The 19,390-nt window shown below is 42.4% G+C and carries 15 protein-coding genes and 2 tRNA genes; 7 read left to right on the forward strand and 10 right to left on the reverse strand.

The window, feature by feature from the left end; all coding sequences use genetic code 11:
* Positions 1-239: 239 nt before the first annotated feature.
* The 5 genes from VME0621_RS06600 to VME0621_RS06620 all read left to right on the forward strand — a co-directional run bounded on the left by VME0621_RS06600 (position 240) and on the right by VME0621_RS06620 (position 9,151).
* On the forward strand, positions 240-2,234 hold the full coding sequence (locus tag VME0621_RS06600; protein WP_062457439.1) for an alkyl/aryl-sulfatase: 1,995 nt from the start codon (positions 240-242) through the stop codon (positions 2,232-2,234).
* A 270-nt stretch (positions 2,235-2,504) separates the two neighbouring features.
* Entirely contained in the window at positions 2,505-3,395 is an 891-nt protein-coding gene (locus tag VME0621_RS06605) for a LysR family transcriptional regulator (RefSeq protein ID WP_038225694.1), read from the forward strand.
* A gap of 87 nt (positions 3,396-3,482) precedes the next feature.
* Positions 3,483-4,565, forward strand: coding sequence for an efflux RND transporter periplasmic adaptor subunit (locus VME0621_RS06610; RefSeq protein WP_062457436.1), 1,083 nt, complete (start codon positions 3,483-3,485; stop codon positions 4,563-4,565).
* 11 nt (positions 4,566-4,576) lie between these two features.
* Positions 4,577-7,651, forward strand: a complete 3,075-nt coding sequence (locus VME0621_RS06615) for an efflux RND transporter permease subunit (protein WP_062457433.1) — start codon at positions 4,577-4,579, stop codon at positions 7,649-7,651.
* Between the two features lie 3 nt (positions 7,652-7,654).
* Positions 7,655-9,151 (forward strand): efflux transporter outer membrane subunit, encoded by a 1,497-nt coding sequence (locus VME0621_RS06620; protein WP_062457430.1) that lies wholly within the window; start codon positions 7,655-7,657, stop codon positions 9,149-9,151.
* Between the two features lie 82 nt (positions 9,152-9,233).
* On the opposite strand, the gene VME0621_RS06625 is transcribed toward VME0621_RS06620, so the two are convergent.
* The 8 genes from VME0621_RS06625 to VME0621_RS06660 all read right to left on the reverse strand — a co-directional run bounded on the left by VME0621_RS06625 (position 9,234) and on the right by VME0621_RS06660 (position 16,116).
* Positions 9,234-10,622: a DUF1501 domain-containing protein gene (locus tag VME0621_RS06625; RefSeq protein ID WP_503169818.1), complete on the reverse strand. Its 1,389-nt coding sequence runs from the start codon at positions 10,620-10,622 to the stop codon at positions 9,234-9,236.
* A gap of 375 nt (positions 10,623-10,997) precedes the next feature.
* The gene (locus VME0621_RS06630) at positions 10,998-12,494 is read right to left on the reverse strand and encodes a DUF1800 family protein (RefSeq protein ID WP_062457425.1); all 1,497 of its coding nucleotides are present in this window, start codon (positions 12,492-12,494) and stop codon (positions 10,998-11,000) included.
* A 327-nt stretch (positions 12,495-12,821) separates the two neighbouring features.
* Positions 12,822-13,205 carry a hypothetical protein gene (locus VME0621_RS06635; protein WP_038225699.1) on the reverse strand — a complete coding sequence of 128 codons (384 nt, stop codon included), beginning with the start codon at positions 13,203-13,205 and terminating at the stop codon, positions 12,822-12,824.
* Positions 13,206-13,389: 184 nt separating this feature from the next.
* Entirely contained in the window at positions 13,390-13,734 is a 345-nt protein-coding gene (locus VME0621_RS26795) for a hypothetical protein (protein WP_160171207.1), read from the reverse strand.
* A gap of 355 nt (positions 13,735-14,089) precedes the next feature.
* Complete coding sequence (locus VME0621_RS27040; protein WP_038225702.1) at positions 14,090-14,458, reverse strand: winged helix-turn-helix domain-containing protein; 369 nt, start codon at positions 14,456-14,458, stop codon at positions 14,090-14,092.
* 633 nt (positions 14,459-15,091) lie between these two features.
* Positions 15,092-15,168: transfer RNA gene (locus VME0621_RS06650), tRNA-Val, on the reverse strand.
* A 40-nt stretch (positions 15,169-15,208) separates the two neighbouring features.
* Positions 15,209-15,285 (reverse strand) — tRNA-Val (locus VME0621_RS06655).
* A gap of 171 nt (positions 15,286-15,456) precedes the next feature.
* A complete protein-coding gene (locus VME0621_RS06660; RefSeq protein ID WP_062457419.1) occupies positions 15,457-16,116 on the reverse strand; it encodes a DUF2726 domain-containing protein in 660 nt (219 codons plus the stop codon).
* Positions 16,117-16,263: 147 nt separating this feature from the next.
* Here VME0621_RS06660 and VME0621_RS06665 point away from each other — a divergent pair, with 147 nt between their 5' ends.
* On the forward strand, positions 16,264-16,803 hold the full coding sequence (locus VME0621_RS06665; protein WP_062457416.1) for a lipocalin family protein: 540 nt from the start codon (positions 16,264-16,266) through the stop codon (positions 16,801-16,803).
* Here VME0621_RS06665 and VME0621_RS06670 read toward each other — a convergent pair.
* Positions 16,800-17,561 carry an MBL fold metallo-hydrolase gene (locus tag VME0621_RS06670; RefSeq protein WP_062457413.1) on the reverse strand — a complete coding sequence of 254 codons (762 nt, stop codon included), beginning with the start codon at positions 17,559-17,561 and terminating at the stop codon, positions 16,800-16,802. The two genes, VME0621_RS06665 and VME0621_RS06670, sit on opposite strands and share 4 nt — an antisense overlap.
* A gap of 109 nt (positions 17,562-17,670) precedes the next feature.
* Between VME0621_RS06670 and VME0621_RS06675 the strand changes: the two genes are divergently transcribed.
* Positions 17,671-18,387 (forward strand): glycerophosphodiester phosphodiesterase family protein, encoded by a 717-nt coding sequence (locus VME0621_RS06675; protein WP_062457410.1) that lies wholly within the window; start codon positions 17,671-17,673, stop codon positions 18,385-18,387.
* On the opposite strand, the gene VME0621_RS06680 is transcribed toward VME0621_RS06675, so the two are convergent.
* Positions 18,371-19,297 carry a LysR family transcriptional regulator gene (locus tag VME0621_RS06680; RefSeq protein ID WP_062457409.1) on the reverse strand — a complete coding sequence of 309 codons (927 nt, stop codon included), beginning with the start codon at positions 19,295-19,297 and terminating at the stop codon, positions 18,371-18,373. The two genes, VME0621_RS06675 and VME0621_RS06680, sit on opposite strands and share 17 nt — an antisense overlap.
* Positions 19,298-19,390 lie beyond the last annotated feature (93 nt).

The raw sequence follows: 19,390 nt of genomic DNA on the forward strand, positions 1-19,390 counted from the left end.
TTATGTCGCCATTTACCTCCGCTCAGTTCATTGAGTGGAGGTTTGTTGTTTTTAGTCCTCATACACTCTCTTGCTTCCCATAACCATTAGTCCCACCTGACATCATTATTCTGTCACAAATAGACATATTGATATTTATCGCTGTGATATCAGCTATCGCTCCCACTTCATTGTTGGTCCTTAGCTCGCTATCTACAATGCGCCTCAGACACTAAAAGCCCACAAATAATGAGGCCATTATGAAAAAATCCATTCTAGCTGTTTCGGTATTATCTATCGTTTCTGCACATGCATTTGCAGATTACGAGTCAGTAGAGACTTACCAAGGTAAACCAGCAACTTCACACACTATCGAAGCCAACAATGCGCTCGCCAAAACACTTCCATGGAAAGATACCACCGCGTTTGATCGTTCTAAGCGAGGTTTAATAGCCGAGTTTGGTAACCATCGTGCAGGAGAGCTAAAAAACCGCATGGCTCACTTAGATAATGATGAAATCCCGGCCTCGGTTAACCCTTCGATTTGGCGACAAGCACAGATGAACTTTACGTCAGGTGGTCTGTATCAAGTCACTGAAGGTGTGTATCAGATTCGTGGTGCAGACCTTTCAAACATGACTATCTACAAAGCAAAAACAGGCTACATAATTCACGACCCTATGGTAACGGCTGAAACCGCACTAGCAGGTTGGGAGTTTGCGAAAAAGCATCTTCCGAAAATCAACGGCAAGCATAACATCGTAGGTATGATTTACTCGCATACGCACGTTGACCACTTCGGCGGCTCGCGTGGTATTTACGAGTCAGGTGACTTTGTAGAAGGTGCTCCTATTATCGCACCGGTAGATTTCATCCGTGAAATGGCGGACGAAAATGTATTAGCGGGCAACGCAATGGGACGTCGTTCAGCTTATCAATACGGCTCAGAACTGGGTAACGATGTCACTGGTATTGTTGATAATGCACTGGGCATGGGCTTATCAAAAGGTAATGTTACGCTCGTAGCGCCAACTCAGTACATTGAAGAAAGAGAAGAAACCGTTGATATTGGTGGGCTAGAGTTCCACTTTATCAATATGCCAGGAGCAGAAGCACCCGCAGAGATTGTTCATTACATCCCAGAATACCGCACACTGCATACTGCAGAACTGACCTATGACGGCCAACACAATATCTATACCTTCCGCGGTGCGAAAGTCCGTGACTCGTTAATCTGGACTAAGTACCTGACAGAGCTAAAAATGCGATTTGTAGACTCTGGATTAGTCGACAGTATTCACGCGGCTCACTCTGCTCCGGTGTGGAATGATAAAGGGAACGAAATTTCCGACTACATTACCCTTCAGCGCGATAACTATGGATTTGTCCACAATCAGTCGCTGCGCCTTGCTAACCACGGTGTCACCATTAATGATGTTGGACGTGAGATCGACAAGATCATTCCGAAAACGCAGCAAAACAACTGGGCTTCAAGAGGTTACCACGGGTCCTACTCGCATAATGCTCGTGCTGTTGTGAACATGTATTTAGGTTATTACGACATGAATCCAGTTAACACCAATCCACTGACTACAGTTGATAAGTCATGTACCTATGTTAACGCTGCTGGTATCGATACCTTCATGAAAGTCGGCCAAGAACATTTTGCAGCGGGCGAGTATCAACAAGCCTCTCAACTGCTCAATGATGTTGTCATGTGTAATCCCGATAACAAACAAGCACGCGAGTTGTTAGCTGACAGCTTTGAGCAGCAAGGCTATCAGTCAGAAACCATGGCGTGGCGTAATAGCTATTTACAAGCTGCGGTTGAGCTTCGTACCAACCAAATCGGTGAAGGAACTAAAGTAGCATCGGCGGATGTTATCGCCAACACTCCAACTTCGAGTTTCCTAGATTTCATCGCCGTGCGCCTCAATGCTCCTAAAGCGGAAACACTAGGTTTAGAATTCAATATGAATGTGGTTCATCCTGACGTTCAAGAAACCTATTACGTTGAAGTGTCTAACGCCAATATGGCAAGCTTTGAAGTCGATGAAATAGTGAAAGATACCGATACCACCCTACGCATCAACAAATCCGATTTGACCAAGGTGGTGTTAGGTCAAACTACGCTTGATGAGTTGATTAAGTCCAACAAAGCTCAAGTTGAAGGTGATGCGAACACGCTCAAAGATTTGGCTAGTTCGCTAGATAGCTTTAAACAAGGTTTTGAGATAATGCCTTTGGCCAAATAAACCTTTTAAAATAACACCTTAAAAATAAACGGTAGTATGTGACCAGCGTACACGACAATAGCAGCCAAACATACTGCCGTTTTTTAAATTAGCTATCTTACTTTCACAACGCTCTTTGCTCTTCCTTCTTTTAGGTAATATCAATCTCTTCATAAACCCTCGATTAATGAGGTAATCAATCCTCTCCTCTCATGCCAGCCAATTGTTGAATTACCATCATACCCTAGACAATTCCGTCTTCTGTTCCTTATTATCGCCAACAACTCAGATATGAAAATTGCAGACCTAAAGCTGTTCATTAAAGTCGTGGAGTTAGGTAGTTTTACTGCCGCCGCCAATGCACTTGATCTTCCCAGAGCCAACGTCAGCAGACGAATCAATGACCTAGAGAAATCTGTGGGGTCTCAGTTATTCCACCGAACGACGCGTAATCTGTCATTGACGAATAGTGGCAGCACGTACTTTGACGAAATAACTCAAGCCATAGAGTTATTCGATCGAGCACAACAATCTCTTTCTAGTTCTAGAGATATGCTTACAGGAAAAATAAAGCTAGGCGTACTCCCTGAAACCTATGATCTGCTGCAGCCTATTTTGTTCGAATTTCATGACAAATACCCAGAAATTCAACTCGATATTCGTAGTATCAGTAATGGCTTTAACGAGATTTTCCAACAAGGATTAGATATAGCCATTCATGGTGGGCCCATCTTTGACTCAGATATTGTCGCCCGAAAAGTGATTCAATATCGCCGTGCGTTAGTCGCCTCTCCAAGCTATATCGAAGAATACGGTCCTCTAGATTCCTTAGAAGACCTCCACAACCATAAGTGCATTTGTTTTCGTTGGCCTAATGGTGACATCGATAGTCACTGGCACTTTGATTCAGGAACGGCCTCTGTTAAAGCGAGTTTGATAGCAAACAGTGTAGGTTTTATTAAAGGAGCAGCAATAAGGGGCAGAGGCATTAGCTTTCTGCCAACCATGATGATTAAAAGAGAGTTGAAGCAAGGCTCACTAGTGTCGTTGCTGACACAGGAAACGGCAATCAGCGAAGATGGTTGGCTGCTTTACCCTCAACCTAAAACACTGAATAAAGCTAGCAAAGTTCTCATTGAGCACCTTTCGTTAGAAATACCTCGCCTAAATCGATTGTCATAATTTTCGTGACAGTAAGTCTCGCCAGAGACGGATTATTTGAACACTGTTCGATATTAAGATAGCTCCACTATAACGGAGCTATCTACTATGAATAAACTAAACACACTAACACTTTGTATCGCGGCTTCAGTTGCGCTATCAGGGTGCAACCAAGCCAAGGTTTTAGAACAACCGGCACCAAAGCAAACCACATTGCAAGTGATTAAACTTGATAGCCAAGAGGACAACACCACCAAGCACTTTAGTGGTGTTGTACGTGCTCATGAAACAGCAAATTTAGCCTTTAGGATTCCCGGCACAATAAACCAAGTCCACGTAAAAGCGGGAGACACAGTAAACAAAGGCGATGTAATTGCCCAGCTGGATCCTCATGATTATCAAGTTGTACTTGAAGAGCTGGAAGCAAAAATGCTTGAAGCACAGTCTGCGCATAAACTCGCTAAAGCTGAGCTCAATCGAGTTAAGCAGGCAACTCAAGACAACGCTATCGCCAGCGTGAACTTAGACCGTGCTACCAGCGGTTACGAGCGCAGCCTTTCAGCGGTGAAAGTTGTAGATAAGAACATTCAACGTGCTAAAGATACACTGCGCTATACGCAATTAATCGCGCCTTTTGATGGCGTGATTGCCACCGTTGATTTTGAAGCTCACGAACAAGTGCTTCCTGGTATAGCCGTTGCAACTATGCAAGATAGCTCCACACTAGATGTAGAGATCGATGTTCCTGAGAACATGATCGAACAGTTTAATATCAATGAGGTTGGAACCGTTTCTTGGTACCAATCGGAAACTCCGATTAATGCTCATGTTTCCGAAATTGCCCCACTACCGCATTTGATAAAACAGACCTATACCGTGACTTACACACTGGATAATGAAGATAAACACCTGTTCCCAGGTAAGTCCGTAACCGTCTCTTCAAAGACCAGCACACCTATGGATTCATTTTGTATTCCCTACTCTGCTTTAGTTGGAGAAAAAGAGGAAATGCACATCAACATTGTTCGCGACAACCAAGTCATTGCTACTCCTGTTGAGCTTCGATCATTGGATGCTTACCAAGCATGTATTTCTGGGAATGTTCGAGGTGATGACTATGTAGTTGTTAGCGGTTCTTTCTATCTAAAAGATGGCGATATCGCTGACAAACTAGTACTAAGAGATTTGTAGGAAAATAGACAATGATTAAACTCGCCGAATTCGCCATTCGTCAAAGAACATTCCTGTTGTTTTTTACGGTACTAAGCATAATTGCGGGCATCTACTCTTACTTTGATCTTGGTAAGCTAGAAGATCCAAGCTTTACCGTAAAAACTGCGGTCGTTGTAACCTTGTACCCTGGTGCATCCGCTGAACAAGTCGAAAAACAAGTCACCGACACAGTAGAAACCAAACTGCAAGAGATGGGAGAGTTGAATCGACTACGCTCCTTATCTCGTCCTGGTATGTCTATGGTTTTTGTGGATTTAAAGGAAAGCCTTAATTCTAAAGCTTTACCTCAGCAATGGGACATATTGCGCAGAAAAGTACAAGACGTAAAGTTGCAACTTCCTACGACAGCGCAAATCAGCTTAGTCCAAGATGAGTTCTCAGAAGTCTACGGTATGTTATTTGCCATTCACAGCAAAGATGCAAAGCCTGAAGAACTGAGAGGCTACTCTGAAGAGCTTCAACGACGAATAAAGGCGGTTGATGGTATTAAGAAGATTGAGCTTCATGGTGTAAAACCTCGTGTGGTTTATATCGATCTTCCTGATGAGCGATTAGCGCAGTATGGACTGTCTGTCGCCCAAGTCTGGAGTCAATTGAACAGCACAAATACCACATTTGAGGCAGGCAAATTTGATGCGGGTTCAGAGCGTATTCGTATTCACCAAGGTAGTGAATTTCAGTCTCTGGCAGACATTCGAAATTTAGTCATTAAAGGCGGCATTAGTGAACTTGGAAGCGGACTGATTCGCTTAGGTGATATAGCTGATGTTTCCATGGGATATCAAACTCCGGCACTCACTGAGAACCGCTTTAACGGCGAACCTTCAGTGACGTTAGCTGTCAGTCCGGTACCAGGTATTAATGTCGTATCACTCGGCGACACCATCCAGGACATCATCGACGAATATCAGGCGAGTCTTCCTATTGGCGTTGATATCTCCACAATCGCGTTTCAGCCTAACGAAGTACAGAAATCTATTGATAATTTCGTAGGCAACCTAATGGAAAGTGTTGGTATTGTCTTTATCGTCCTGTTGATTTTCATGGGCTTCAAGAGTGCAACAATTGTTGGTAGTAGTCTTATTCTAACAATCTTGCTCACGCTGATTTACATGAACATCTACGACATCGATTTACATCGTGTTTCACTAGGCACGTTTATCTTGGCATTGGGTATGTTGGTGGACAATGCGATTGTTATCACTGATATGATGATTGCCAAACTCAATAAGGGAGTTGAAAGAACTGAGGCTGCGCTGGAATCCGTTTTGGAAACTGGTATCCCACTGTTGGGAGCGACGGTCATCGCAATCATGGGAGCGAGTCCAGTACTATTTTCTAAGACAGACGCTGCAGAATTTGCAGGCTCTGTATTCTATATTATTGCATCATCATTGCTGCTTTCTTGGTTAGTAGCGATGACGTTTACTACTCTGATGTGCTGGCTGTTTATCAAACCAAGCTCAGAGACCAGCGATGAAAAACTTACTCGTTACAAGAAGTGTGTCAGTTGGACCGTAGATAACCCTAAAAAGGCACTGGCGGCATTGATACCTTTGATTGTTGTTACGGTAGTAGCGATCCCTTCCGTTGCTATTAACTTTATTCCTCAATCAGACAGACCAATCGTGTTTTTCGATTACTGGCTACCGAATGGCGCCAAAGTAGAACAAACCTCTGTCGACATGCAGAAGATGGAGCAATGGCTTCTCGCGCAACCTGAAGTTGATAGTATTGCTACAGCCATTGGTAGCAGTGTGCCTCGATTCTCTGTAACAGTAGAGCCTGAGCCATTTGATCCGGCATATGGTCAAATCTTGATTAATACCAAAGATTACCACTCTATCTCTACGCTAGTAGCTAGAGGTGATGCATGGATAAGGGAAGAATTTCCAAATGCTGAACCAAGATTCCGTGCATTGAAACTGGCTACGGCCGACAAATACGCGGTTGAAGCACGTTTCTCAGGTCCTGACGAGGCGGTATTGCACCATCTCTCAGATCAAGCTAAAGCAATCATGGCTCAGCATCCAGAAGCAAAATACGTAAGAGACGACTGGCGCCAACAAAGTAAAGTGCTAACTCCAATCATTAACCAAGATAAGGCTCGTCGAGCTGGTATCAATCGTACCGACATTGCTTTTGCAATGAAACGAGCCTCTGATGGAATGCCTCTAGGTCAAATGAACTTGAACGATGAGTTAATTGCAATTCAGCTTCGTGGTTCTGAGCAAACCATGGCTTCATTAGAAACATTGCCAGTGAAATCGATCCTCGGTTTACACAGTGTTCCTTTGGGGCAAGTGGTAGACGGATTTGAACTTAAGTCGGAAGAAAGCATGATATGGCGTCGTGATCGCGTTAAAACCATTACCGCTCAAGCTGGTGTAGAACGAACGAGTACTCCCGCAAGAGTAAGAAATGCTATTAAAGATCAAATTGAAGCTATCGAACTTCCACCAGGCTACTCAATGGAATGGGGGGGAGAATACTACGATGAGCACAAAGCGGTTTCAGATATCTTAAAGCAGCTACCAAAAGCTCTGATCATCATGGTAATCATACTTGTAGCAATGTTTAATGCCTTCAAGCAACCGGTGATTATTCTTTCAACCATCCCGCTAGCAGCTACAGGAGCAACATTTGCTCTACTTGCTTTCGACAAACCATTTGGGTTCATGGCACTCATCGGAGCAATCACCCTTATGGGCATGATCATCAAGAACGGTATTGTTCTGATGGATCAAATAGAACTAGAAAGAAAAAATGGGATGGATCTTTCTGATGCGATTAAGTCGGCAACAATCAACCGTACTATGGCTATTTCAATGGGAGCTTTAACCACAGCACTTGGGATGATTCCTTTGCTTAGCGATCTTCTGTTTGATCAGATGGCCGCTACCATCATTGGGGGTCTTGCTGCTGCAACAGTGTTGTCATTATTTGTTATGCCGGCTCTTTATCGATTGGCTTATAAAGAGAAACCTGCAACAGATAAATTATCAACACAAGAAGTACTTACCACCTCACAACAAAAGGCATAAAGCATGAAGACGCATCACTCACGTAAATGCCTGCTAAAGGCGTTAAAACTTGCTCCCTTGGCTCTAGCAATAACATTGGCTGGTTGCGCCGTTGGTCCAGATTACACTGAACCAACGACGACACTGTCGAATGCATACTTACATAGTAGCGGCACACAACTAGCTGAAGACGATTATTGGTGGACCAGCTTTAACGACTCTTCACTTAATCAAATGGTGCAAGACGTACAACGTCAAAACATTCCGCTAAAGATGGCTGCGGAGCGGATAAAAATGGCGAACAGCTATCAATCAGTAGTGAGCTCATTCAAGGTGCCTACAGTTAACATTGGCGCAGGTTATTTCAACTACCAACTGAGTAAAAATGACTCATTGTTGGGACCAGCGTTGAATCCTATTGGAGATTCATTACCTACTGGTACACCTCTGGATTCTGCAACGCTATTGGATAATCAACATGATGGCGTATTCGCAGGGGCAAGCATTGCTTGGGAAATGGATTTGTTTGGTCGTCTCGATAGGCAGTCTAACGCTGCCAAGATTCGTGTAGAACAAGCAGAAATCTACCGTAGCGGGCTCAACACTTTGATCACGGCAGACTTGGTGCACAACTATCTACAATACCGTGGTGCTCAAGAAAGAATGACATTAGTTCAGGCTAATCTTGTCGACCAAGCTAAGACATTAGAGCTGGTTAAAAAGCTGGTGAAAAGTGGTTACGGTTCTGAGCTCGACTTAGCACAAGCTCAAACCATGCTTGCAGCAACTGAATCCGTTATTCCGCAATTGGAAATCGCTCAACAGGTTCATAAACAACGAATAGCTACTCTGTTAGGAGAGCCTCTGACTAAGGTAGATATCCGTCTTGCCAGTAGTGCAAACCTGCCAAATCTGGAGGGAGTAATTCCTGTTGGATTACCATCTGATTTGCTAACGCGTCGTCCGGATATTCGCATTGCAGAACGTGAAATGGCAGCGATAAATGAAGAGGTGGCAGCTAGTATAGCCAACCGTTATCCTAAGTTCTTCTTGACCGGGACACCGGGTGTCTCTGCAAGTAGCTTTGACGACCTATTTGACTCCGATTCAGTGGGATGGGCAGCCGCAGTTGGCGTAAACTGGAACGTGTTTGATGGAGGTAGAGGTGAAGCGCTAGTCGAGCTAAACGAAGCACGATTTGACGCCGCCGCGCTTGGCTACGAGCACGCCGTTAATTCAGCGATTACCGAAGTTGACTCAATGCTGTTTGCTTATGGTCGAAGCCAGCAAAATGAACAGCGGATTGAAAAGGCCTTAACGGCTTCAGAAAATGCACTGGGTAAAGCCCAATCGCTCTATAACGCGGGTCTGATTAATCATCTTGCATTACTTGATGCGCAACGTCAGCAACGTATAATGGAAGATCGATTATTGGCAGCAAGGTTACAAACAGCTCAAGTCACCGTCAGTGTCTTCAAGTCGCTGGGAGGAGATTGGCAACTTCCCGAGACAGATTCATAACAAGCTAACACAAACAACAAGAACGCTATAGCGGTACCTATAGCGTTCTTTTGTTTGAGTAACCTGTAAGTCGGCTACCCTCCTAACGGCCTATCACTTCAATATGTTTGAAGTTGTTCCATTCTTGCAACGAACCATCGACATCATTGTTTCCTTCGCATTTAAAGCGAATATATTTTCCTTCTACCACAGCTAACGAATATTCGGCCATCTCCTCAGTAGTACCGCTCGTTGTGATCTTTCTAGCGTGAACAAAGTTCACCCCATCTGTGCTGGTTTCAATCTCCATAAAGTACTGACGTTCATTACCCTTGGCTTGGGCAAACCTAACACTATGAATCTCCGATAAAGCCGCAAGTTCTATGGTGTAAAACACTCTGAACCCTTTTGCAGACCATTTAGTCGAGAAATTACCATCAATTGCATGCTCAACTTTATCAATACCATTTGGGTTAGTGGCACTGGCGCTCGCATTGCGAATAGCAAGTACGCTGTCTCCGCCAGTGTCGCAGCTATGAAAGATGGGCAGTGCTTTCTGTTCAAAGTCCTGAAGTGTTGGAAATAGGCATTCAATACCACTTCTCCTCACTCCTATCCACTTTAGTAGGGATGCATGAAACAAATCCACACTCAAACTTGGTATTACTCGCCCTCTAGTTAACAAATCGTCACTATTTGACGCTAAGTTAGGCCACTCTCCGAGCACTCTTCCACCAATGACATCTCCACCAATAACCATCTGACAGTTTCCCCAACCATGGTCAGTGCCAGAACCATTAGGCTCAAGAGTTCGCCCAAATTCAGAGAAGGTGAATGTGGTCACAGACTCTATTAAGTTATGCTGTTCAAGGCATTGGTAAAAAATAGATACTTGAGAGGCTAGCAAACGAAGTAAAGCACCTTGTTCTGCTTCTTGTGCACTATGTGTGTCGAAGCCTCCCAAGGTAACAGAGAAGAATTGAGCAGGCTGCTGAAACTCATCACGAGCACGTAACAATAAGAAAACTACCCTCAGTTGCTTGCCAATTGAAGTATCTAAGTCAAAACCATAATCGTCATCATCTTCAAAAATAGCCCTGAACTCGACAAACTTGTCTTCGGCATCAACACACAGCTCTGAGTAATACTCTTTATAGAGCGAACCTTCCGTTAACGAACTCTCTCTAAATGCCTCATAAAGCGATCTACCTTGGCTCTTTAATACCATATCGTCTGGCATGGACGTACCAATTCGATTTGCCGACTTGGGAATACTGTTGGTCCATACTGTCTGAGAGCCGACTTCAAATAAAGGAGGCAGTTCCTCAAGCCCAAATGCGTTTTCGAGCAAATTAGCGGACAATCCTCCCCACCCCTGGTTGGTAATCTGTTCAGAAGTATGAGTTTGTGTAACTGCACTTTGGTGATTATGAGAGAATAGATGTATTGGCTTTAGTTCATCGACCTCCTGCTCCTTAACTCGTTCCATCATTAATGGCCCCACATTGAGGACTGGCAATGCCATTTTCCTCTCAAATAGCCATTCCAACTCCTTAAGCTCTGATGAAAGCCCTAGCTTAAGCGAATTATCATCTAAACCAAGTTCGATGATATCATCGCGCTTAATCGCTAAATGAGAACGAAGCTTTGCATACTCAGGGTACTGCTTAGTATCTTTGGGAACAAAACAATTAAAACCGTCATTTCCTCCAGCGAGATTGATCCCAACAAGTGCCTTATAGGGCATATTATCATTGCATTCTTGACCAAAGGCGTGTGCTATTGGTGAGCTTAGATTTAACGCAGCAACCCCTACTCCCGACAAACCACCTTTAAGAAATACGCGTCTCGACATTTTCATTGTGATTTACCCCTGAGTAATAAAGTCTGGCGACATGATTATTTGAATAAGTAACGCTCTGAGATAGTTAGTGTTATGCCGAGGTGCATCGACCAAGAAGTCTCGAATGATAACTTCCATTTCACTACTCATATTGGAAGCAAATAGATGGATATTTAGTTCTTCAATTAATAGGTCAATACTATTTTCATTTTGCTCCTCTAAATAGAACCTAATTATCCGATCCCGTTTCATATACGTTGTTACATTAGCGTCAGTTTCTATTTGGACCGCCAGATCGGATATTTGCCTAAAGTAATGGTATATATCATCCCAGTTATACAATTTAAATTCTGCTGCCGAATAGCCAACGAACCGGTCATCACTTGGTGCTTCCTCCGGTTGATAATAATAAAAAACACTAGGGCCGTGTAGGATGGTTCGTCTATTCTTCCAAGAGTATTTGTCAGGTAGCATTGTAACTCCGGGCATTAAAGTAATATTAAGTGCTCTCATTGCGTGAGATAAAACAATTAGCGGATCCCTTACTAAACCATCCTCCTTTTTACCACGGCTATACTCTGCCTCATCGTCTGTTAATATTGCCTTAATTAAAACGAGCATATCCAGTCCACTGTTCTGAAACTGCCTTGAAACTCGGGCAATATACTCAGGCGATGGATTTGAGGACACCATCTTTTGGATAAAGAACTTAGAAATGAAAGGGGCGATGTTTGGATGGGAACATAACGTACTGACAAATTGATCTAAATCTTGTTCTGCATTCTGCCCCGCTGCAAACTCCACACCCAAGATTGTTTTTGATTCGCTATTGTGAGCACCTTCTTTCTCACACATTGGCTTTAGCCAATCACCGTTATCAAGCCCCCAGCCTGTCATAACTTTTGCACCATTCTCTATATCATCTTGGCTATAAGAAGGGACAGGTCTGTCATCTGAGTCCGTCACTACAGAACCATCCATGTTAAGCATCGCAGGACCTATAGAAAACAATTGCATTATCTCTCTGGCAAAATTTTCGTCGGGTGATACACCGTTTCGATGGTCATTATCTAAATAGGTTAAGTACTGCCCCATCACGGGAGAAGTTGCCGCTGTTTTCAACAGTTCACCAAATGTTGAAAAACACGCCTCTGAAAGATTGTCGTAGTACTTTGCAAACGCAATTCGTCGATGATATTGATTTAGGTTCGGCGCATTTTTACTCACGACAAACAGCTGTGTGAGGATGTAACTGATACGATATCGCAAAATGTCATTACGCTTTAAGAGTCTATCTGTATAGGCAATATTAAAATGAACATCTGTCCATTTTTTCTTATGATGCCGACTTTGCATTTCCTCTTGCCAACGTTTCAAAGAAGCGTGATCCATTTTAGATTGGTCTTCTATCCAATTTTCGATACTACCAGCTTCAAATACCCTATTTACATCACTGCTTTTGAAGCCCATTGAGGCTTGCAAAAGAAGTTGATGCACTCTTTTATTAGTAATGGTTTGCATATGACTTCCTTAGTGAACTAAACATCACGTGGAAATATACTTATTAGCCAAAGAATTATGATTATTACGAGTCAAATAATGAAGCAAGGTTAAATTAACCAATCGACTAACAAGAAAATAAAGCAGCTAGATTGACAAGAACCTACACGAGTATTTAATTTGACATAGCCACCTTCCTTAAATGACACGTCAGGTTTTGGACAAATATTTTTTAGGACTTAACTAAATTAATCTTCTAAATTAAGCGGGTACCATTAATTCAAGGTTATTTTTGTAACAAAAAGCCCGCAAAGTACACTGTACCTCACGAGCTTTATGACTATCGGGTTAACCTATTTGGTTTTGCTCTTTTAATCTCTTTAATTGGTTAATAGCACTGAACTTAGCACGCGTCTGCACATACTTAGATAAAGCTCTCTCCTGGATATGTGCCACCCTGATCGCACCGAGTACATTTACCTCCAATGGCGCATCGATCGAAAAAACCATCGTTGGAATATCTGATACAAGGTTGTGATAGCCTTTGTTAGCTAAGATATCACACTCGTAACTCTTACTTATCAGGTTACAAGATATACAGATATTTACATATTTGAGTTTTCCTATGATGAAGAAGTTAGAGTCGTCACTCCCACGCTGAACTTCAGTGAACCCAAACTCCTGCAAAGAAGCGGTAATCGTTTCGGTATGCCGTTCAACGAAGAAACTCATAACCTTTCCCTTTGCTTAGTGCAAAATCGATACCTAATTTGATACCACGCTATATCCTGGCGAGCAGTGGCTTACTCTACAGCCTTCTTCCAGTAAATAGAAGCTTCATTATACTGACGCTGTCTCTCCAACTTTGAAGCGGTCTCTGCGTATTTCTCAATATCAGTCAAAATTAAACCCTCAGCTAAATATAGATTGGGGTACCTTTGTCAAAGCAGTAGCCTTGATACCCCCAAAAGAATCGATTTAAGCCAACTAACATTTTGAATATCGACGTAGACTCAACATGTTCCATGATTATTTTTTCAGGCCTTACCTGTGCGAAGGTCTCTAGCATATCCACTTCTCTTGCTGAGCTAGGAGATTGGATTTTTATGAACTCGTATAAGTTCATGTCCAATTCATTAGCACGAAAGTCCGAATGGTAAATATCGTAGTCATCAGCTGCCGTCACTACGCCATTCTGTTTTAGTAGAGTAAGCCCCTCTATGATTCGTACACAGCTACCGCATACATTTCGTTCAGTCATTTCCACTACAAGCCCAATTTGTTTTTCTAATAGATAGCTATTTAACTCAATGAGTCTCGCTAACAAGGTAATATCACAGAGATTACTTCGCTCAATGTTGAGAAAGATATACTTCCCAGACCAATCACATTCAAACCTACCATTCTCAACAGCGACTTTTATCCTTTCGAGTAAATAATTGGCTGATGATGAAAATGTTAAGTCACTATGAACATTGGGACCAAGCAAGGTTTCTCGACTTCTTATTTGATCAATTAGAACCTCATATCCTATACATTGCCCACTTGCACTATATATACCTTGCATTTTGTATTGGTAATTTGCGCTACTTTGCTTGTTCCCCTTAATAAACCTGTCAATTTGCACACACATAAATGGCATTCTCCCCTTCTACGAGTGCGTAACCTACGCCTCGTATACTTATTATCCTTATATTTTTATCTGCCAGATTCCTTCTTGTGCAGTACACCAACTGGAGCAAACTACTTTCGCTTATTGGTTCTCCGTCCCAAACAAAATCAACAATCTCATTTTTCGATAGAACCACACCTTGAGGTGTTTGGTTTAAGCAGCAAAGCATTCTTAAACATGTCTCACTCCATACTCGATTGCTTTTTCGGTCTATTACTTTGTTCTTTCTCTTCTCTAGTTGAAGATCAAACCGGCACTCAATATTCTTAATTCGAATACAGTTAAAACATTCAAGACTTTTAAGACATTCCATTAGTTACTCCCCCGTAAGCGAAAATGCTAACAAACAGACCAACTGACATGACGTTTAATGATTATTATTATTTAGAGCACAAATTCTATTTTAGGGTGGAAGTAAAGTGCGAACCAATAACCAATGTAGATCACATAAAACAATCACACTAATAATAGTAGAATCAATAGTAACCTAAATTTCAATGGTTATAAGATGTAGAGTAATGAAGTGTCGGAATAAGTAACGTTTCGTAGGAATAACCCATCAAATATCCGTACGCAATCCCAATTAATTATATGTAATAATTCCATTAATGAGAAAAAACAAATATTATCAATTGGCTAACATCGACGAAAATTAGGCGTTATATAAAACAACACCTCTTATAAACCGCATGTCATGAGATATAAATAATGTACGCTCTTCATCACAATGGGGTTACTCTTGGTATCAGATATCTACGTACAATAAATTATCTGATCAACATGACTTATTCTTGGTGAATAGAGCTTGAAAAATGAAATTACATTAACGAGCCAACAACTGTACTCGTTTACTTTTTGTTGGATATACTATTGGTAACTCTGGAAGTGAATATGTTTTTTACACATACGAAAAAGCCCGCTTCAGAGAAGCGGGCTTTCGAAAATTTGGTGGGTCCGGGCGAACTCGAATCGCCGACCCCTACCATGTCAAGGTAGTACTCTAACCAACTGAGCTACGGACCCAAATTTTGTGTTCCTTTTGAATCGTGATTCAAAGTGAGGATGGTGGGTCCGGGCGAACTCGAATCGCCGACCCCTACCATGTCAAGGTAGTACTCTAACCAACTGAGCTACGGACCCATCGTCTTTGGAACGAGATGGATATTAACGAGAGATACCAAGCTGTGCAAGTAGATTTTTGTGTTTTTGGTATCGTTTGGCTTAGAAGCCATCAATTCGACTCTTTTTTATGCTTTTAACCAGTAAAAATGTGAATTACATCAGTTTGTTGAACCTAATGGTATTACGTATTTATTCCTCATCATCGAAAACGACATTGTAGTTTTCGGTGTATTGACATAATGGTTGGCGACTACAAGTGAAGAAGCGTCGTCCTTTGAAATCGCCCTGCGTTGCCGTCTTTATCGTCATAGGGCTACCACAACGTTTACAGAAACGGACTTCTTTTTCGGGTTCAATAAGATCAATATGTGCAGCAAGCAAACGTCTTATCTTACTGACTTGGTAGCTCAGCTTAACCGATGCGCCTATTAGTGGGATATTTGCAGATTTACACACTTGCATAATCAGCTTTTGACGTTCGACTTTGCCTTTATCCAACTTTTGACCGTTGTCGTACTCGATCACGACTCTGGGCTGCATCGTTCTCGGATCGCAAATAACAAAATCGAAATAACTTTTGGCAATCACGTTGTTAGCTATGAACCATTGCTTCTTATTACTCGTTTTCTGAGGAGTCACTACATTAGCCATGCTAACCTTAGTTAAGATGACACCATGCTCCCCTACGGCTTCTTTTAATGCATTATAGAAAGCCGTTTGTGCCGAAGAGAGAATTGGTCCCTTCACTTTGTACTGATACGATCTTGTGTCTTCCTGCTTTACAAAGTACTTCTGAGCAACAAGGAACAACCCCACCAGTAACGCTAATACAATGAATATCTCAAACATTGACGCAGTAATACCTAGAATTAATGAACATGTTCGATTCCAGAGTATTCGCAATAGGATATAGATGCAATCATTGTAAGCTGAACTCTGATTTTTGTCGTATATTCTATTTAGAAATAGTCAGTTAGGTAATAAAAGGAGTCTGCCTTGATAAAAACAATTCTTCGCTATTTTGTGGTTAGCTTGCCACTGTTGTTACTCGGCTGTACTGGCATTCCCGACAAAGTGCAGCCCGTTACAGGTTTCGATCTCGACCGCTATCTTGGTAAATGGTACGAAGTGGCTCGACTGGACCATAGTTTCGAACGAGGTCTAGATAATGTGACAGCTACCTATTCAATAAATGATGATGGCTCTGTAAAAGTACTGAATCGCGGTTGGGACACAAAAGATCAGGAATGGTCGGAAGCGGAAGGCAAAGCAAAATTTGTTTCGTCACCTGATATAGCTCATCTTAAAGTGTCTTTCTTCGGACCTTTTTACGGTAGCTATGTGGTCTATTACTTAGAGTCAGATTACTCTGCGGCACTAATTAGTGGCTACAATTCCGATTACTTTTGGATTTTATCGAGAACACCGACCATACAGGAAGCAAAGCTAGACCAATATTTGAAAGTCGCTTTTGAAGCTGGATTCGACACATCAGCACTTATCTTCCCTAAACACGATAGGTCTGAGCAAGATTAACGCGCAGTCAGTACGGACCTAAATACCCCTTTAAGTTTAATTTTCGTTACCCGCCAATGAGTCACTGGTCTCATTGGCGCGGTATCAAGAATATGTTCTTTTGCTCGCTCGTCAAAAACCACAGGGCCTCGGTGCGCCAAGAGAATCTGCTCGGCGTTTAAGTTGTACACTTTCTCCACTGATCTTCGATACTGATTGGGATGAAATATAGGAAATGGTGCGATGAGATGCTGCTTTACTTGCACCATTAAGTCCGCAACATAGACAATCGATTCATCGGGGTTATAGACCGAGATATCTCGGTCTGTGTGACCCGGCGTGTCAAGTATTTGCCAATCATCAAATAGCGGTACAGTATCACCATCAATCAGTTGGTAATCCGCATTTAATGCCTTCTTGTACCATAGGTTTTTTCTAGGTTGCCCTAGGCGCTTTGCCATATACCACGCCAACACTAAGTCTGTAACATGCATCAGAAAGCCATCGATCCCGGAATACCAATCACGCTCTTTGGCCGCAGAGACAATTTTAGCCCCTGTAATGGCTTTAAGCCGATGGGCAGCTCCAGCGTGATCTGGATGCATATGGGTCACGACGATAACTTTTAAATCAGAAACTTGCCTCTGTAAATCATTGGTGATAAAACGCAGAATTGTACCCACGTCAGCACGGCTTGCACCGTCTAACAAGAGCAATTTATCTGGGTACTCAACCAAATAGATTTGTTGTATATATCCTTTGATATGATGAATCTTCATCTTTTACTGACTGGTCTGATGTCTTTTCACCAAGATAGCCTTCAGGTAACATTTTTGCAACATAAACATCATTCATCTATGTTGAATTGATGAGTCTCTAGGAATATATATGAGCACATTAATTGCAGGTCATCGCGGTGTTGCTGGAACCCATCCGGAAAACACCTTAGTGAGTATTCAAGCAGCAAAAAAAGCGGGCCTAACTTGGGTAGAAGTAGATATTCAACCGACTAGAGATGACATTCTAGTAGTTTGTCACGACCATACTATTAACCGATGCAGTAATGGCACTGGCAGAATAGATGAATTAACATTCGAGCAACTTAGTCAGTTCGACTTTGGGTCATGGAAAGCGCCACAGTTTGCTGGTGAGCGACTAATGGCGTTCGATGAATTACTCAATTACTGCCAAACTAACCAACTAAGCATCAATATTGAGGTCAAGGTCGATAAACATGATGCAGAGCACGTCGTTGCTCTACTTGCAGAACGGCTCAATGCCAGTGAGATAGACCGAAATCAGTTGCTTATCTCAAGTTTTAGTCGTGAGGTCATGCTTGCAGTGTATGAAGCAAAACTTGGCGTGCGCCTAGGCGTGCTGGGTAACAGACTTAATAACCGTCTTTTAAAAACTATTGATGAGGTCGAAGCATTCAGCTGCCATCTCAACTATCGTTGGCTTACTCAAAAGCACATTAGAACGTTGCGAGAACATGGCTTGCAGATCTGGTGCTATACCGTTAATAACCCGAAATCTTTTAAGCATTTACAACAAGTTGATGCAATTTTCAGTGACTACCCGCAGCGATTTATGAACTTACTTTAGTGGGCTTCATTGACGCAACCATATAGTCAATAAATGCTCGTCTTCGGGCGGGCATAAACTTTGACTGGGGAAATTGCATCACTATTTCCCCTTGATACCGAGAATTAATATGCCATTCCGGTAACACCTGTAAGACGTCACCTTCTCTCAAAGCTTTTTCCACCACAAATTCTGGGAAGATACCAATACCAATTCCACTTTTGACTGCATTTAACCGCATCTCGGAGTGGTTAACTGAGTAACGGCCGTCAACTTGAACTTTAACGTTTTCCCCATCCTTATTGAAAAGCCATACATTATCGTTTGGTTGTTCATTGAGAAATAAGCAATTGTGATTCAATAAGTTATTTGGATGGAACGGAATACCATGCTCTTGAAGGTATGATTTGCTTGCACACAGCACGGCTTTGATTTCACCAAGTGTTTTTGCTACCAAATTTTCTCTTGGGAAGTGTGTCAGCTCGAAAACGATATCTAGGTTGTGACCAAAAGGGTCAACGAACTCATCACTAACCAATAGGCGAAGTTTTACCTTCGGGTACAAATCGAGAAACGGCAGCATTAATGGCTCTAAAATGTGGCGACTGAAAGCTTTGGGAGCTGAAATCCTTAGTTCGCCTTGGGCTTCTCCCCCTTCCTGACTGGCAATATTGGCGATATCAGAAGCAGACTCCATGATTTTCTTACTGAACTCGTACACTACCTTGCCAGTGTCTGTTGTTACCTGTTTTCTCGTTGTTCGTTCAAGTAGGTCAGCATTAAGCGCAGCCTCAAGTCGACTTATTTGGCGGCTTACTCCTGATGGCGTCATACCCAACCTCTGCGAGGCGGCGGTGAAGCTCCCAGCTTCAACAACTGTCACAAACGCAGCAATATCCGGCAAAAGTGCCATGAGTTTATTTGTGTCCATCAGTCATAAGTCCTATGCATTTCGGAAGTATTATCACTTTGTTATTCATAAGTTAGCATATCGATAGAATTATTCACAAAAAATATTTAAGAG

The organism is Vibrio mediterranei, assembly GCF_900088415.1.
In the GTDB taxonomy this organism is placed as follows: Bacteria; Pseudomonadota; Gammaproteobacteria; order Enterobacterales; family Vibrionaceae; genus Vibrio; species Vibrio mediterranei.

Bases quoted from the DNA above. Each gene is read 5' to 3' on its own strand.
- VME0621_RS06675 (WP_062457410.1), top strand. From the start codon at position 17,671: ATGAGCACATTAATTGCAGGTCATCGCGGTGTTGCTGGAACCCATCCG.
- VME0621_RS06610 (WP_062457436.1), top strand. From the start codon at position 3,483: ATGAATAAACTAAACACACTAACACTTTGTATCGCGGCTTCAGTTGCG.
- VME0621_RS06625 (WP_503169818.1), bottom strand. From the start codon at position 10,622: ATGATGGAACGAGTTAAGGAGCAGGAGGTCGATGAACTAAAGCCAATA.
- VME0621_RS27040 (WP_038225702.1), bottom strand. From the start codon at position 14,458: ATGGAATGTCTTAAAAGTCTTGAATGTTTTAACTGTATTCGAATTAAG.
- VME0621_RS06605 (WP_038225694.1), top strand. From the start codon at position 2,505: ATGAAAATTGCAGACCTAAAGCTGTTCATTAAAGTCGTGGAGTTAGGT.
- VME0621_RS06620 (WP_062457430.1), top strand. From the start codon at position 7,655: ATGAAGACGCATCACTCACGTAAATGCCTGCTAAAGGCGTTAAAACTT.
- VME0621_RS26795 (WP_160171207.1), bottom strand. From the start codon at position 13,734: ATGACTGAACGAAATGTATGCGGTAGCTGTGTACGAATCATAGAGGGG.
- VME0621_RS06615 (WP_062457433.1), top strand. From the start codon at position 4,577: ATGATTAAACTCGCCGAATTCGCCATTCGTCAAAGAACATTCCTGTTG.
- VME0621_RS06600 (WP_062457439.1), top strand. From the start codon at position 240: ATGAAAAAATCCATTCTAGCTGTTTCGGTATTATCTATCGTTTCTGCA.
- VME0621_RS06680 (WP_062457409.1), bottom strand. From the start codon at position 19,297: ATGGACACAAATAAACTCATGGCACTTTTGCCGGATATTGCTGCGTTT.
- VME0621_RS06670 (WP_062457413.1), bottom strand. From the start codon at position 17,561: ATGAAGATTCATCATATCAAAGGATATATACAACAAATCTATTTGGTT.
- VME0621_RS06660 (WP_062457419.1), bottom strand. From the start codon at position 16,116: ATGTTTGAGATATTCATTGTATTAGCGTTACTGGTGGGGTTGTTCCTT.
- VME0621_RS06630 (WP_062457425.1), bottom strand. From the start codon at position 12,494: ATGCAAACCATTACTAATAAAAGAGTGCATCAACTTCTTTTGCAAGCC.
- VME0621_RS06635 (WP_038225699.1), bottom strand. From the start codon at position 13,205: ATGAGTTTCTTCGTTGAACGGCATACCGAAACGATTACCGCTTCTTTG.